Annotated in this window: 11 protein-coding genes; 6 read left to right on the top strand and 5 right to left on the bottom strand. The window is 38.3% G+C overall.

What is annotated here, in order from left to right:
* Nucleotide 1: 1 nt before the first annotated feature.
* The 4 genes from A0O34_RS21645 to A0O34_RS21630 all read right to left on the bottom strand — a co-directional run bounded on the left by A0O34_RS21645 (nt 2) and on the right by A0O34_RS21630 (nt 5,579).
* Nucleotides 2-3,085 (bottom strand): SusC/RagA family TonB-linked outer membrane protein, encoded by a 3,084-nt coding sequence (locus tag A0O34_RS21645; RefSeq protein WP_066759281.1) that lies wholly within the window; start codon nt 3,083-3,085, stop codon nt 2-4.
* Between the two features lie 146 nt (nt 3,086-3,231).
* A complete protein-coding gene (locus A0O34_RS21640) occupies nt 3,232-4,122 on the bottom strand; it encodes a FecR family protein (protein WP_066759280.1) in 891 nt (296 codons plus the stop codon).
* Nucleotides 4,123-4,213: 91 nt separating this feature from the next.
* Entirely contained in the window at nt 4,214-4,741 is a 528-nt protein-coding gene (locus tag A0O34_RS21635; RefSeq protein WP_066759279.1) for a sigma-70 family RNA polymerase sigma factor, read from the bottom strand.
* Nucleotides 4,742-4,814: 73 nt separating this feature from the next.
* On the bottom strand, nt 4,815-5,579 hold the full coding sequence (locus A0O34_RS21630; protein WP_066759278.1) for an XRE family transcriptional regulator: 765 nt from the start codon (nt 5,577-5,579) through the stop codon (nt 4,815-4,817).
* 77 nt (nt 5,580-5,656) lie between these two features.
* Here A0O34_RS21630 and dinB point away from each other — a divergent pair, with 77 nt between their 5' ends.
* Together dinB and A0O34_RS21620 are read left to right on the top strand one after the other, a co-directional pair.
* Nucleotides 5,657-6,814, top strand: a complete 1,158-nt coding sequence (dinB, locus tag A0O34_RS21625; protein WP_066759277.1) for a DNA polymerase IV — start codon at nt 5,657-5,659, stop codon at nt 6,812-6,814.
* A gap of 8 nt (nt 6,815-6,822) precedes the next feature.
* Entirely contained in the window at nt 6,823-9,876 is a 3,054-nt protein-coding gene (locus A0O34_RS21620; protein ID WP_066759276.1) for a DNA polymerase III subunit alpha, read from the top strand.
* Between the two features lie 82 nt (nt 9,877-9,958).
* Here A0O34_RS21620 and A0O34_RS21615 read toward each other — a convergent pair whose 3' ends face one another.
* Entirely contained in the window at nt 9,959-10,207 is a 249-nt protein-coding gene (locus A0O34_RS21615) for a hypothetical protein (RefSeq protein ID WP_066759275.1), read from the bottom strand.
* Between the two features lie 186 nt (nt 10,208-10,393).
* On the opposite strand from A0O34_RS21615, the gene A0O34_RS21610 reads away from it, so the two are divergent.
* The 4 genes from A0O34_RS21610 (at nt 10,394) to A0O34_RS21595 (ending at nt 16,999) form a co-directional block, all read left to right on the top strand.
* Nucleotides 10,394-11,134 (top strand): hypothetical protein, encoded by a 741-nt coding sequence (locus tag A0O34_RS21610; RefSeq protein ID WP_066759274.1) that lies wholly within the window; start codon nt 10,394-10,396, stop codon nt 11,132-11,134.
* 79 nt (nt 11,135-11,213) lie between these two features.
* Nucleotides 11,214-11,804 carry an RNA polymerase sigma factor gene (locus tag A0O34_RS21605; protein WP_066759273.1) on the top strand — a complete coding sequence of 197 codons (591 nt, stop codon included), beginning with the start codon at nt 11,214-11,216 and terminating at the stop codon, nt 11,802-11,804.
* Nucleotides 11,805-11,949: 145 nt separating this feature from the next.
* Entirely contained in the window at nt 11,950-13,134 is a 1,185-nt protein-coding gene (locus tag A0O34_RS21600) for a FecR family protein (protein WP_066759272.1), read from the top strand.
* Nucleotides 13,135-13,474: 340 nt separating this feature from the next.
* Complete coding sequence (locus tag A0O34_RS21595; protein WP_157886098.1) at nt 13,475-16,999, top strand: SusC/RagA family TonB-linked outer membrane protein; 3,525 nt, start codon at nt 13,475-13,477, stop codon at nt 16,997-16,999.
* The last annotated feature ends 2 nt before the right edge of the window (nt 17,000-17,001 follow it).

The raw sequence follows: 17,001 nt of genomic DNA, 5'->3' as shown, positions 1-17,001 counted from the left end.
TTTAAAGGTTAAACTGAGCGCCAAAAGAGTAGGTTCTGAGCGGGGGCAGGAAGCCCATAAATGTAAATTCAGGATCAATACCGAAATATTTAGTCCAGGTGATAAGGTTTTGTCCCTGAAAAAAAATCTTTATATCCCTAAAAGCACTATTTTTTATTGGAATGCTGAATCCCAACTGTAGATTTTTAAGACGTATGAACGATGCATCCGAAATGGCTGCCGTACTGTTCTGGAATAAATTATGTGCTGTACTTGTACCTGATCTGTAAGGCATATAAAAGCCATCAGGATTTTGAGCAGACCACACATTCATAACTTCCAGTGGCTGATTGTTCATACTACCAGGTACCGGCATGATGTTGTTATAATTTCGATTTCTCTGTTTGACAAATTGAAATAAAATAGAAAGGTCCCAGTTTTTATATCGCAACGTATTGTTCCAACCTCCGAAATATTGTACTCCTATTTTTTCGATAATTTTATTATCATCTGGTGACGATATTTTTCCGTCTCCATTAAAGTCTGTAAACTGATATTGGCCTGTTTGTGAATTGATCCCTTCCAGTTGATAGACCTTTACAATGGTTGTAGGTTGTCCTATGACATATTGGTTGGCGAAAGTAGAACCTTCCAATCCCGGGAAAGCGAGCAATTTGTTTTTGGGAAAACTGATGTTAAACCCTGTTTCCCACTGAATGGCGCTTGATTTAAAAGGACGTGCATTTAGCTCTAATTCAAAGCCTGTGTTTTCCACGGTAGCTGGTAGATTGGCCAATACGGTTGTAAACCCAGTGATTGAAGGCAGCTGGATACCCACCAATTGATTCGAAGAATGGTTACGATACCATGCAGCGGTGAGATTGAGGCGGCCTTTGAAAAATCCCAGTTCTAAGGCTGTTTCGAGTTTAGTAGTTTTTTCCCAACTGTAATCGGGATTATACAAACGTGAAGGTAGTAAACCCGTAGTGGCGTTGTAGATGGACGAAGAAACAGTATAGGTGTCTAAATACTGATAGTCTCCAATATTATCGCTTCCTGCCGATCCGAAACTACCACGCAGTTTTCCAAAACTCAGCCATTGGCTGTCTTCAAGTAAACGTTCTTTCGAAAATAACCATGCAGCACCAACTGCACCGAAATTGGCAAATCTTTTATTAGGTCCAAAACGGCTGCTGCCATCTCTTCTTCCTGTAATATTCAGGATATATCTATTTCTATATTGGTAGTTTAATCTGCCGAAAACTGCCGCATATCGGTATTCAGAGTGTATCTGATCTGAAATTGTTTTGGTTTGGGCTGCTCCGATATTTTCTATAAACACATTGCTTTCAAATCCAACACCAGTCATGGTGCCTTGTTGATTCACTTCTCGCTGGAAAGTTCCTCCAGCCAGAATATCAAATTCATGTTGGTCTGTTTTATAAGTCCAATTGATCTGAGGTTCTATGATAAAAGAAAATCGATCCTGATTATTTTGTGATGCTCTGGAAGTAGCGCTCGATTGCCCCAAGGCAAATGATGGATTGTACATGGTATTGGGTTGCAGTGCAAGCTCATCAAAGGTTTGGTAATTGATTCCTCCATTTAGTTTAACTCTAAAATTTGAAAATAGCTCGTATTGCGTATTAATGTTCGTAAGAAACTGTTTGTTTTCATTGGAATACGTGCTGTTGTAAGTCGCAACGGGATTTGCAAAGGTATTGTTCTCCCAATTCAGGCTTCCGTCCTGACGATAGAGGTTGGGAGCATTGGGGGATAAAAAATACGATTGTCGGGTTATGTCAGATCTCAACATATTGTTTTTCTGAATGGAGAACATATTGGAGATAGTAAACTGTAACTTTTTATCTAACGAACGGTGAGAAATGTTACTGGAAATGTTATTGCTGTTATATTTAAAACCCTCTCCGAACACGGTGGTCTGCTCGTTGTGTCCAACACTTAATAAAAACGTAGTCGTTTCACTACCTCCACTCAGTGAAAACTGCGAATTCGATGAGGTTGCTGTATTTCCAATGAGTTTTTTAGACCAATCTGTATCTCGGCTCATATCCCATGTACCATTGATATCATAAGCGGTGGCAGGATAAATAGTGATGCCGTCATTAGAAAAAGCCTGCTTACGCATATTCAAGTACTGCTCGGTATTCATCATTTTCAACTTCGATGCAACCTGACTGAGTCCGTAAGTTGTGCTAAAACTTAGTCCGAGCTTTCCTGATTTTCCTTTTTTAGTGGTGACAAGTACAACACCATTAGCCCCTCTTGACCCATAGATCGCTGTGGCATCGGCATCTTTAAGAACCTCAAAACTTTCTATATCATTTGGATTGATACTATTGAGTGGATTGATACTGGCACCAGGCAATACAACACCGGAATAGGGAGAGGTCATTTCGCTTCCCATAGGTACACCGTCAATAATGTAAAGCGGAGCATTACCCGTAGTTCTCAAACTGTTCTTTCCCCTGATCTGAATGTCAAAACCACCTCCTGGAACTCCTGAGTTTTGGGTGATATTGACTCCTGACATTCTTCCCTGCAAAGTAGAAAGTACATTGGTAACAGACTGGTTTTCGATGTCTTTGGCGGTAACTTTGGAAATACTTCCAGTACGCTCTTTGTCCTTTACGGAGTAATAGCCTGCATTCAGCGTAATTTCCTCGATTTTTGTTTCCCTCTTAGAAAGCCCTATAGTATCTTTTCTTATCTGCTGTGTTGCTACTAGGGGAACATTTTCCACCGTATCTGGAACAGCAGATACTTTTCGGATTTTCTGTCGGATAAAAATTGCGTTATTAAAGATAAGCGCCTCAAAGGGTAAGCCCTTTAGGATTTTATTAGCACAATCCAGGGCGCTTTCATTGCTGCATTTTACCCCCTGAATTCTGTATTTTTCCAGCTCATCAGGAGAATAAGCAAAGGATTTGATCTTATTTTCTACCAGAAAATCTTTAATGGCATCCACGGCAGAAATTTTTCCTGCGGAATAATTAACCTTCATTTTAGAAAGGTTCTGTTGCTGTCCGTTGAGAAACGTTATTCCCAATATAAGGAATAGGACAAGTGTGCAAATATTTTTCATATTTTTGCATTGTATTAAAATTAGTAATTCAGTGAAGATTTTGTTATTAGTTTAGTACGTGACCGACGGTCGCACCCGTCGGTCGTTTTGTACATCACTATAACTATCTATCAGGAATTAGGGCTGGTGTCATCAGACACCATAGCCTATTTTTCCAGTTCAAAAATTGAATCATTGTTTTGTTTTATATTTAGATTAAACTGTGTTGCAAGCGATTGTATAAGTGCTTCAGCTGTAGCATTAGGAAGGCTTAAAGTAATTTTAGCATTTTCCAGCTCATCGGGATAGTGTATTGTTATCCCATAGGTTTTTTCTATAACCTTTACCGCATCACTGATCGGGCATTTATCGAATGTAAAGGCTGCGGATTTATCTTTTATTGGAGCAGACTTCTTGTCCATTGTTTGGGTAACAGAAGCAACTTCGGGAATTCCCAAATTGCTAAAAGTCTGTTGAGGTTTCAATACAATTGATTCTTTAGAATGCCCTTTTCTATACACCAGTACTTTTCCTTCAAACAGGTCAACATTGAAAGTAGTGCCATTTTGCGAAACTTTAAAAACAGTTCCAAGCACCCTTGTCTCATACCCCTGACCATGCACGATGAAGGGATGTTTTTTAGATTTGGTAACATTGAAAACTGCATCTCCTTCAAGAAAAACATCTCTGGTATCTGCTGGAAATGATTTTTCAACGGTCAATTTAGCTCCTTGTGAAAGGATGACAACAGAGCCATCGGCAAGTTTAATTTCAGAACTTTGTGATCTGGCGAGGTAAACGTCCGGTTTAAAAAAGTTGTTATAACCAATTAAACCGACTATAGTCAATATAATTGTTGCAGCAACAGTACTGTATATCCTTACTCTCCTCTGTTTCTTTTTTCGTTCGTACGTATCTATCTGACGATACAGGTTTTCTAAAAAAACGTTTTCTTTTTCAGGTGTAAGCGATTTAACAGGATTATTGAGTATGTCCTCCCAAATCTCTTTATCTTTTTTAAGATCAAAACGCGGCAATTGTTTGTCTTTTTCTTCCATAATATCAGTGGCTATATTATATACTCTGAAGAAATGGGAAAAAGGATAGTGATTTTTAGTAAAATTTAACTGTTTTTAATAATGTTTAACTTTAATTAACAGTTTTATGGTGGTTTTTTAGAAAAGTCATGGCCTCTAATATGTGATATTTGACCGTGCTTTTTGGAATATCTAATTCAAGGGCAATCTTTTCCTGCGTAATGCCTTCGAGCTTATGCATTTTAAATATTTTCCTGCGTAAAGGAGGGATTATAAGCACAATACTTTTTTCAAGTTCGGTAAGCAAACGGTCTTTTTTTTCAACTGACTTTAGGTCATCAAATGATGTATCTGCAAAATCAGAAAAGATATTTTCAGCAAGAGGCTGTTTTTTGGAAGCTCTGTAGAATTCGGCGATCTTATCCCTGCATGTGGTAAAGATGATGTTTGCGCTATTGGTACTGTCCAGGCTTTTCTTGTATATCCAAAGATGCATAAAGACATTTTGTAGCACATCGAGTGCATCTTCTTCATTCTGTATTTTTTTAGAAATAAAGGAAAATACCTGATGGTTGTATTGGCGAACAAGGTTTTCATAAGAACCTAGTTCCGTGTTGATATGTCGACCCGACAGTTTCACATGATGGTTTTTAGTGTTACAAATTTATATTATTTTTCAATACGGAATCAGTACTCTGCCGTGAAAGGGTATTTTACTGTATTATATGTTTTTCAATCCTTTTAATATCTTCTTTTAAGGAAAGGAACATCTCTTTTACACTATTGTCGGCAAAATCCAAAATATCATAATCCTTAAGCAGGCTGTACTGGTATTCCCAGACTTGAAGAAGATCATAGGAAGAAATTTCATAAGGCTCAAAATAGGTATTGTCTGATTTGACCCAGATAGAATTTTCTCCAATGCTTGTCAGTTTTTTATAAACAAAACCGCCACGGGTTACAATCAGGTAGTTTTTACCTGCTTTCATTTCTGTAATTTTTTCAACATACCTGCCAATGATATAGGTGCCGTCCTTAAAGGGGGGCATCGAATCACCTTCTGCCGGAAATCCCCGATATATAGCATTTCTAAGGAATGGTAGTGAAATGTGTTGAAGCCCACCTATATATTCTGGATCGCTGAACCCGTTAACATAGCCCATCTGTGCTTTATAGGGAACTATTTGTATTTTATTCTCGCCCGTATTGTCCACGGTAATGGGAAGCAAGATTCGGTTATCGGAAAGCTTCATCAAACTTTCTAAGGGATATTTTCTTAAATCAACCGTCAATAACAAATCTATACTCACCTTAAAATATCTGGATATTCTGACCAGTGTATCATTTGGAGGCTGTGCATGGTCACTTTCATATTTCTCATAAGCACCCCGTGAAATCAAAAGCGCATCAGCAACTTTCTGTTGAGAAAGTTTAGTCTGTGCCCTGAGATGCCTTAAGTTTTCTGATAAAATTGACATTGCTATAAATATGAGCAACAAAGTTAAATCATTTTGCTAAATATATTAGCAATTTTGTTGAGTAAAAATGAAGTGAGATGGAAAGAGCGATTGTACATATGGATTTAGACACCTTTTTTGTTTCGTGTGAACGGAAAAATAATTCGAAACTAAACGGCATGCCTATCATTATTGGTGGTGGTGACCGCGGTGTTGTTGCATCCTGTTCTTATGAAAGCCGATATTTTGGAGTTCGCTCTGCCATGCCTATAAAAATGGCCTTGAAACTCTGTCCTGAAGCTAAAGTTATTAGGGGTGATATGGATTTGTATTCCAGAATGTCCCACGAAGTAACCGAAATTATCGAAGAGAAAGTGCCGGCAATGGAAAAGGCGAGCATAGACGAATTTTATCTTGATCTATCGGGCATGGATAAGTTTTTTGGATGTTATCAATGGACACAGGAGCTGGCAGCGAATGTGGTGAAAAATACAGGGCTTCCGATCAGTTTTGCGCTTTCCAACAATAAAACCGTTTCAAAAATCGGTACCGGGGAGGCTAAACCCGATGGTCATATGGAGATAATAGATACGATGATCAGGCCATTTTTAAACCCACTGTCTGTTAGGAAAATCCCAATGGTAGGTGCGGAAACCTATAAATTGCTGTCCCGAATAGGCATCAGGACTATTCACACACTTTCAGAAATGCCGACAGATGTTCTGCAAAAAATACTGGGAAAGAACGGACTAGAGATCTGGAAGAAAGCCAATGGGATTGATGACACGCCTGTACTACCGTATTCGGAAAGGAAATCCATTTCTTCTGAGCATACCTTTGAAAAAGACTCAATTGACATTGTAGGAATCAGATCCCTGATTACCGGAATGTCGGAACAGTTGGCACATCAACTCAGGCAAGAAAAGTGGCTGACTTCAACCATTGTGATTAAAATCCGTTATTCGAATTTTGATACCGAGACTAAACAATGCCGTGTAAGCTATACCTCGGCAGATCATACCATTACCAGGTATGCATTGGAACTATTCAACAAAATTTACAGCCGTCGGATGCGAATCCGTTTAGTAGGATTAAAGCTTACAGGATTGGTGCACGGGGAATATCAGATGAATATTTTTGAAGATACCCAGGAAATAATGAACCTCTATCAATCGATGGATTACATCAAAACAAGGTTTGGGAAAAATGCCGTTGGACGTGCTTCCGGATTTAATTTTCACAACACTCCCAGATAACAGCAGAAATGTACCTCAACTGCCATAGCTACCACAGTCTTCGCTACGGAACACTTTCTGTAGAAGAGCTGGTACAATCTGCCTCAGAATTGGGTATTAGTACTTTATGCCTGACCGATATCAATACCGTAACTGCTATTTATGAATTTCTAAAATTATGTAAAGAAGCATCTATAAAACCTGTTGTTGGCATGGAAATCAGACAAGATAATGAACTGCTATATATTGCATTGGCCAAAGATGCAGGCGGGATAGGGGAGATCAACAAATTGCTGACTGAATTTAATTGTGAAAATATTCCACTGCCCAAAACGAATCCTGTTTTTAAAAAAGTAATCACCATTTATCCAATTGAAAATATACCTGAAACCTTCTCTGACAATGAATATATCGGAATGAAACCCGATCAGCTGAACCTGTTATTCCGTGAAGAATGGAAAATGCTCATCCCCAGAATGGTTATTTTGCAGCCCGTGACTTTCAAAACAAAAAGGGAGTATAATCTTCATCGCGTATTGAGAGCCATTGAACTTAATACGTTAGGCTCGAAACTTAAGCCCCATGACTACTGCAAAAATGATGAAATTTTAAAACCGCTACATGAATTACTGAACCAATATCAACAATATCCACAGATTATTCTGAATACTCAAAATGTACTTGAGCAATGTAGTTTTGAATTTGAGTTTTCCACTCCAAGAAATAAAAAATACTATACAGGTAGTAAAGAAGAAGATCTGAAACTCATTAAACAATTGGCTTATGAGGGTTTAACAGAAAGATATGGACTAAATGACGAGGTCGCCAAAAAAAGAGTTGAAAAAGAACTAAGGGTCATTGATGAACTTAATTTTTGCGGGTATTTTCTCATCACCTGGGATATCATTCAATATAGCAATTCAAAGGGCTTCATGCACATTGGAAGGGGGAGTGGTGCTAACAGTATCATTAGTTATTGCCTTGGTATTACCAATATCTGTCCTATAGAACTTGACCTTTATTTTGAACGGTTCCTGAACCTGAACAGGAAAACACCGCCCGATTTTGATATTGATTGGAGCTGGCAGGAGCGTGATATGATTCTGGAATATATTTTTAAAAAATACGGTAAGGATCATGTTGCTTTTTGTGGTACCAATGTTGAGTTCAAATACAGATCTATTTTCAGGGAAGTAGGAAAGGTATTCGGTCTGACAAAAGAGGAACTGGACGCACTGGCTACGCAGCCGATTGGGAACCATGATCAGAATTCCGTTGTACAACAGGTTCATAAGTATGGGAAAATGTTGGAAAAGTTTCCAAACCAAAGGAGTATGCACGCCTGCGGCATCCTGATTTCTGAAGAACCGATTACCAATTATTCGGCACTGGAAATGCCGCCTAAAGGTTTTCCGATCGTGCAGTTCGATATGCACGTTGCCGAAGATATCGGTCTTGAAAAATTTGATATCCTCTCCCAACGGGGCATTGGTACGATCAATGATGCTGTAAAACTCATCAAAGAGAATAAAGGGATTGATGTAGATATCCGTGATAATCACCTTTCGAAAGACGAACAGCTTTGTAATAAATTTTTAAGCCAGGGCAAAACCATTGGTTGTTTCTATATTGAAAGTCCTGCCATGCGTGGACTTCTGCGACGTCTGAAATGCGATAATTATAAAGTGCTGGTGGCTGCATCATCGATTATCCGACCTGGCGTTGCGCAGAGCGGAATGATGAAAGAATATATATATCGCCATAATAATCCCGATCAGTTCGAATATTTTCATCCGGTTTTTGAGCAGCAGCTGGGTGAGACCTATGGTATTATGGTGTATCAGGAGGATGTAATCAAGATCGCGTTGCACTTTGGAGGGCTGCCAGCTACAGATGGCGATGTCTTACGCAGGGCCATGAGTGGCAAGGGAAGGTCGCTTGCAGCACTGCAAAAAGTCAAAGACCACTTTTTTGAATCCTGCGAAAAGCTTGGACATCCCGAAATGTTGAGCAGAGAAGTGTACCGCCAGATTGAGTCTTTTGCCGGATACTCTTTCTGTAAAGCACACTCTGCATCCTACGCGGTGGAAAGTTACCAGAGTCTTTATTTGAAAGTTTACTACCCTGTTGAATTCATGGTTGCAGCGATCAATAATGGGGGAGGCTTTTACCGTACTGAAGTGTATGTTCATGAGGCAAGAATGTCCGGTGCCCATATCCTAAACCCTTGTGTCAACAAAAGTGATTGGGAAACGACGCTGTACGGAAATGATGTGTATCTGGGGTTTATGCACCTACAAGCGTTGGAAGCAAAAACAGCTTTATCGATTACAGCAGAACGGCATCGAAATGGTGATTTCAGATCACTGGGGGACTTTGTTAAACGGATTCCGATAGGAATAGCCGCAATGCAGATCCTCATATTTATCGGTGCTTTCCGGTTTACAGGAAAGCAAAAAAATGAACTCCTGCTTGAAGCCAGAATACTGCTCAACGATTTCAAGCCTGAAAGAAGAATGGAGACCCTGTTCGAAGAGCCGATAAAAGAATATCAGTTTCCGGAGCTTAAGAGAGAAGTATTTGAGGATGCTTTTGATGAAATTGAGCTATTGGATTTCCCTGTATCATGCAGTCCTTTCGATCTTTTGGTAACTAAATACAGGGGATCTGTAATGGGCAATAACCTTACAAAATTCCATAAGAAACAGGTTAAGATGCTTGCCTATCTGATCTCACGGAAACATGTACCGACCAAAAGGGGAACAATGTTCTTTGGGACGTGGATTGATGCCGAAGGCAATTATTTTGACACGGCACATTTTTCCAATTGCCTCGAAAAATACCCATTTAAGGGCGGTGGCTGTTATCTATTGCTGGGTACTGTAGAAGTAGATTTTCACTTTCCAACCATTACCATTATAAAAATGGAAAAAATGCCCATGATTCCCGATCCCAGATACGCTTATGACAGTGATAAGCAATATGAGGCACACCAGCGGATCAAAGAAGATGTAAGTATGACCCACAGGTTACCGTACCCACAGGAGCATGAGATTGGATTACCTAGAAACAAAATGCAATAATCATGAATTGTTGCATCAGGCAAATAGTTAACGTTGGAATCACGTAAATTCTTTTATTATCCGTTCGACCCTGATCTGAATGCTACTTCACACTACTGCCAGTTATGGATCTGATCCAAAATTCTTCCCCAAAAAGCAGAGTAGTAAGTCCATAATAGGAGGAAAATGCTACAATGGCTATGACAGCTATAATAATTATCGTCAGCCATTTTGGTTTAGGAAGAATGCTGAAACGATCTTCATCTTTTCCTTTATCTATTTTCCTTTCAAGATATCTGCTTACCTTATGATAAGCCTCTAACTCTTCAGATGTAGGTTGCTGATTATCCATAAATGCAATATAGCAAAATATAAAATTTAAAAAGGGTCCAATTTCCTGGAGAATAAGTCGTTGCTAATTTGTTAGGTTACTAATGCCAACAGCTATGATTTGCCAAAGATCCAAATTAAAAAGGTGCCAGGATTGCAGATTAGGCTGAATACTGAAAGAATGCTAATTTTGAGCAAATTTTTATGAATGCCTGGAACAACATCGACCCCATCCATCACAAGAGGGCTAACAACAGTAATCAATAAGAATCTGGCCCTGCTTCTTATCTTGCCTACACTTTTGGGCGGGTGTGAGCAATTTGCTACACTCTGTTTAAAATCATTTACCCTCCTTTTATATTATTCTCCAACACAGGTCCCCATTGATGGAATATCTATATTGGTCAAAGCACCCATATTTGTGCTCGGTGTTTTTATTAACATGAAATATCAACAGGCTAGGATAAATATAAAGGCAAATTGGGGGATTCTTGTATTCCTGTCAGCGTTCATTCTTATGCTGATCGCATTGATGGGTATATTATTTGTCCGTCAAGACTATAAACTGCTTGGAAAGCTCACATATCTTATAATTGCCAATATAGCTGTAATCCTCTTGCTTCAAAAAGATAAAACAGTTTTACAGACTTTTAGTAAGAAGGCTACATACGTTATAGCAGTTTCAATTGTGCTCGCAACCTTCTACAATATCATTACTAAACCGGACTACAGTGAAATCAGTAATATCAACGATCTAACGTCCAAAATGAAGATAAAATATCCACATGTGAAATTGCTCTATTGTAATGATAAATACTTGTTTTTTGATAGAGATACCACTCAATTGAGTACGGTAGACAGGTATGAAATCGTCCCTACAGAAAAGCTTTTTTTAGAATCTTATAATCCTGAAAAAACCGAGGCAGAAGGAAAGGACGGGAACAGGTGATTTACATCTTTATAGCAATTAAGCTTTTAATTAAACGAAAAATTTATTAATTTTAACTTAATACTGACTAATTCAAATTATGAACCCCGCTTCCCAGATAAACGAAAAAGAACTGTTACTTAGGTTGCGGGACGGGGATTATAGTGCTTTTGAAATAATATATTCAAATCATAAAAAAAAGATAGCCCATCGGCTTTTAAGACTGCTCAATTCGGGGGATCTGGTTGAGGATGTTTTACAGGAACTTTTTATCAGATTATGGAATAACAGAAAAGGAATTGATATTGAAAAACCAATCGAAGCTTACTTGTACCGTATCGCTACCAATCTTGTTAACGATTATTTTAGAGAAGTTTCCAGGAATAAGAAACTGGCTGAAGAATTATGGTACCGCATTTCCGAACTATACAATCCTTTTGAAGAAGTATCTCAGGTAAGTGCAGACAGCGAACTTTTCCGTTCAATTGACCGACTTCCCGAACAGCGTAAAAAAGTCTTTCTTCTGTGCAAGCTGGAAAGAAAAAGTTATTCTGAGGTCAGTAGACTCTTGCAGATTTCAGAAGCTGCGGTCAATGATCATATTACTAAAGCAAACAGGTTTCTAAGAGATAACTATGATAAGGCTATTCCATTTGCCGTGGTTATCTTCTGCAATCATCTGATCGGATAGTTTTATTTCTTCTGTTCTCGTTTCCCTCTTTTTTTTCATTCCTGTTTATGTTTTCTATGACAGGATAACAATAATTAATTTTTTTTAATAGTACAGCTATTGGTTTGGCTCCCATCTCCGTAATACTATTAAAAAAAGAAAAGATTTGGAAAATTCTCACGATATCAAAAGCCTCTTTGCTAAATACCTGAACAAGAATATCAACAGGGAAGAGTATGATGCCTTGCTTGAATATTTTAGGAAACAGGGTAATGAAGGTGAACTGAATGAACTTGTTGCAAATGCTTTATCAGAAGATACTCCGGTAAATGATAATATAGAATTAAATGAGATTGTAGATTCAGTGGAGTACAAACTTAGGCAGAAGTTAAAACCAACAAAAAAACTTCTATTAAAACAATATATTCCGTATGCAGCCATCATTATCGCTACTTTATTGGGTGGTGGATACCTGCTATTGCACTACCATACCCAAAAAACAAAGGATGAATTCATTGCAGATGTAAATCCCGGGCATAGTGCTGCAACGCTTACGCTTGCCAATGGAAAGAAGATTTTGCTTAATGAAGTTTCCAATGGCAATATTGCCAACGAAGGAGGCATAAGTGTTTTAAAAAATAAAAATGGAGAGTTAATTTATACCGTCACCGAATCAAATGAGGGTGTAGATAACAGAGTAAACACACTCTCAACTGCTAAGGGGGAAACCTATCAAATTGTGCTGTCTGACGGCACCAAAGTGTGGCTTAACGCCGCTACGACTTTACAGTATTCTGCCAACCTGAGAGAGCAGGGAAAGCGGAAAGTAAAGCTGTTAGCTGGCGAAGCCTACTTTGAAGTAAGCAAAGATAAGCAGCATCCTTTTATTGTGGAGGCCGCAAAACAGGAAGTTGAGGTTCTGGGAACCCACTTCAACATCAACAGCTATGCTGACGAAGGACGTACTGTGACCACCCTTGAAGAGGGTTCGGTCAAAGTTTCGCCGCTGAACAATCATAATGTAAAGGATAATATCATCTTAAAACCCGGGCAGCAATCTTTATTTGCTGACGGAAATATAAATGTCCGTGAAGCTGATTTGCAGACTGCACTGGCATGGAAGGAAGGCGAAATTTATTTCAGAGATGCACCGATTCAGGAAGTGCTTCGACAGGTTAGCCGCTGGTACAATATTGAAATCGAATATCAAGGCAGTCCAACCAAAGAAGTATTTAATGGTGGTATTAAGCGCAGTTCAAACCTGTCGACAGTACTTCGTATTCTCGAATTGAGCAACGTTCATTTTACCTTAAAGAAAAAAAATAATATTACAACCCTAATCGTCCGGTAGGAAAATAAATGTCCGATATGTCAAATTTAAACTGCAATTGCCTATGAGATAGTTTTTTTAATTTTTAGGATTAGTTAATGAAGCCCACAAAAATAAACCGGAGACATCGTTCGAGGATGCTCCGGTTCAAGTGGGTTTTGTGAACAATCGGCACTAACCAATTTTATCAACTAACTGCAAGGCATCTTACACGCTCTCAAATGGGATAACCTTGCAGTAAAACCAAAACAAACTTATGATTTTTTCAGCAAACAGGTACTATCCAAAAAGGCATAGTGCAACAGTTTTCTGGTCTTTTCTTAAAAAGACCATTCAAACGATATTTTTAAATTCCACTGTCATGAGGTTACATTTAATCATCTTTCTGATGTTCCTGACTGCCCTTGTTGCAACAGCGGCAAGCGTAAAGGCGCAAAATGTAACCCTGGAAGCAAAGGCAACCCCGTTGTATCAGATTTTTAAACAGGTAGAAAAGCAAACGGGGTATCGATTTTGGTATAGTGGCAAAATGTTGGGTAAAAATACACCCATAACCACAAGCATAAACAATTTACCACTCAAAGCGGCATTAGATAAAATCTTTTTAGGCATTTCCTTTACCTACGAAATTGTAGACGAAACGATAGTTGTCAAAGAAAAAACTGCTGTTCCAGAAAAAACCAAGGAAAAACAGAACAAACAAACCATTACCGGAATTGTAACTGATGAAAATGGTCATGCTTTGGTTGGAGCCACTGTTACTGTTAAAAATGCTAACCTAAGTTCAGTTACAAATACTGAAGGAAAATTTACTATTGATAATGTCGCTGATAACAGCATATTAGTTATATCGTATGTAGGATACGAATCAATAGAAGTAAAAGCCATAGCGAATAAAAGTATCTCTGTGAAATTACAGATGATTAGTGGAAGGCTTGATGATGTTTCGGTCGTTTCAACTGGATATCAAAATATACCCAAAGAACGAGCAACTGGTTCTTTTGTTCAGATTAATAACGAGCTATTTAACCGGAGAGTGGGTACTAATGTCCTTGACCGATTGGATGGGATAACGAGCGGTTTAATCTTCAGTAAATCTTCGGGTTCAACGGGGCTATTGCCTGCCAATGAAAAACTAGGTATAACCATAAGGGGTAGAAATACGATAGATAGTAAGGTCAATGCTGATCCCTTGGTTGTAGTGGATAACTTTCCCTACGAGGGTGATGTAGGGAATCTCAATCCTAATGACATAGAAAGCATAACAGTTTTAAAAGATGCAGCAGCAGCATCAATTTGGGGCGCTCGGAGTGGTAATGGTGTAATTGTCATTACTACAAAAAAAGGAAAGTTGAACACCCCGTTAAACATAGAATTCAATAGCAACTTTACCATTGGGGAAAAACCTGATATAAAATATTCAAGGAGATTTCTCAATTCGGAGAGCTATATCGAGATACAGAAATATCTATTTAGTCAAGGGTATTACAATGCAGATTTGACCAATACCACTACTTATCCGGTTATTTCACAAGCTGTTCAAATATTTGCAAAGCAACGGTCTGGTACAATCAGTCAATCAGAATCCGAAAGCCAGCTCGATAAATTAAAAGGCATAGATGTGAGGGATGAGATAAGTAAGTATTTCTATCAACCAAGTATAAAACAACAGTACGCACTAAACTTTAGAGGTGGTAGTGACAAGATAACTTATGCAATGACTTTCGGTGTCGATAAAAACCGCAGTAGCTTAATAAACAGCGATTATACTCGTGTCAGTTTTACATCTACTAATACCTATCGTCCAATCAAGAATTTAGAATTAACTGTCGGAATCATCTACAATAGAAGTAAGGAGGTTTTAGGTTCTTCATACACTTCTAACTACCCGTATAATTCTCTTGCTGATTCAGAGGGAAATTCTCTTCCTGTTCCTTATATATATAGTAAAACATATACCGATTTGACGAGTTCCCGTGGATTTCTGAACTGGGAATACCGCCCTCTTGATGAAAGGGGCATGACAAGCAATACCACCCAAACAAATAGTGTTTTATTACGTGGTTCTGTAAAATACAATTTTGGTCAATTTTTAAATACATCTATTCAATATCAGTCGGAAAGACAAATTGGTGAAAATTCTAATCATTATAGTCCAAAGAGTTACTATGCAAGAAACCTTGTGAATACTTATACTCAGTATAACGCCAATACAGGAGCATTATCGTATCCACTTCCTTTAGGGGGAATTTTGGGGACAACCAACACGGAACTTAATTCAGATAATTTGAGGTGGCAATTTAATTATAATCAGGAGTTTGCAAATAGACATCTTATTTCTGCGATTTCAGGGGCAGAGCTTAGAGAAATCGTTACAAGTGCAAACACAAATACTGTATATGGTTATGATGATGATCTGGGGATTTCGGTAGCAAATTTGAATTACAATACTTATTATCACGTGAATCCAACGAGTTTTGGCACTCGTCTATTACCATCACCCAATGGAGATGTTGCCCCTACTTACATTACCACAAGATATGTATCATATTACGCTAATGCCAGCTACACCTATCTCAATCGTTATCTTTTATCTATAAGTGGAAGAAAAGATGGGGCAAACATTTTCGGTGTAAAAACTAATGATAAAGTTACTCCTCTGTGGTCACTGGGCTTAGGTTGGGAGTTGAGCAGAGAAAAGTTTTATGATGTGGATTTTCTCCCTTATTTAAAGCTTAGAGCTACCTATGGCTACAATGGAAATGTTTACAATGCATCTGCTTACCTAACTGCAAATTATAGTACGAGTCAGTTGACAGGCGCAAGAATTGCAACTGTTATCAGTCCGCCGAATCCGGATTTGCGTTGGGAAAAGATTAGAAATACCAATATTGGTGTAGATTTTTCCTCGAAAAAATCTAGGTTGAATGGCTCTGTAGAAGTGTACCAAAAATTAGGGAATGATTTGATTCAGAATACAATTTTGGCACCCTCAACTGGATTTTCGACTTATATGGGAAATACCGCAAAAGTTAGAACAAATGGTGTAGATCTTACATTAAATTCAAAAAACTTCCAAGGGGCATTTAGTTGGGATACAGATTTTATTTTGAACTTATTAAAAGACAAGGTGCTGTCCTATGATTTGAAATATAATAATGCTGAATTAGCCGGATACAATTCGGTTTTGGCATTTAATGGTGGCGTTTTTCCTGTGTTAGGTAATCAGTTATTTGGAATTTACAGTTACAAATGGACGGGACTTGACCCCATAACGGGTGATCCACAAGGATATTTAAATGGCGTGATAAGTAAAGATTACGTCAGTATTATCAATAGCGCAAAAAATGAAGATCTGGTCTATAACGGTTCATCCAGGCCTAATGTTTTCGGTTCTCTACGTAATACTTTTTCATATAAGAACTTTTCCGTTTCGGCAAATATTACCTATAAATTAAAGTACTTCTATCGAAAGGTTTCGACCAGTTTGAACTATACTGAAATCCTCAGTAATCTTAATTCAGATTATAATCAGCGCTGGCAGAATCCAGGAGATGAACAGCACACAACTGTACCTTCATTGGTATATGCAATTAATGCGAATAGAAACAATTTCTACCAAGGTTCAGAGATATTAGTGGAAAAAGCCGATCACATCCGTTTGCAGGATATTAGTCTGTCATATCGCTTCAACAACTCCTTTATTCAGAAAATTGGGTTCAGGGGCTTCGAGGTTTATGGATATATTAATAACCTTGGGATCATTTGGAGAGCAAATAAATCCGGAATCGACCCGGACTTTAATCAGAGCACATTTGCCGGGTATACTTCAAATATAATTTCACCTCGTACTTATGCCGTTGGTATAAGAGCTAATATAAAATAGCA

Origin of the sequence: Chryseobacterium glaciei (assembly GCF_001648155.1) — a bacterium.
Taxonomy (GTDB): domain Bacteria; phylum Bacteroidota; class Bacteroidia; order Flavobacteriales; family Weeksellaceae; genus Chryseobacterium; species Chryseobacterium glaciei.
This window is presented reverse-complemented; position numbering and strand designations above follow the sequence as displayed.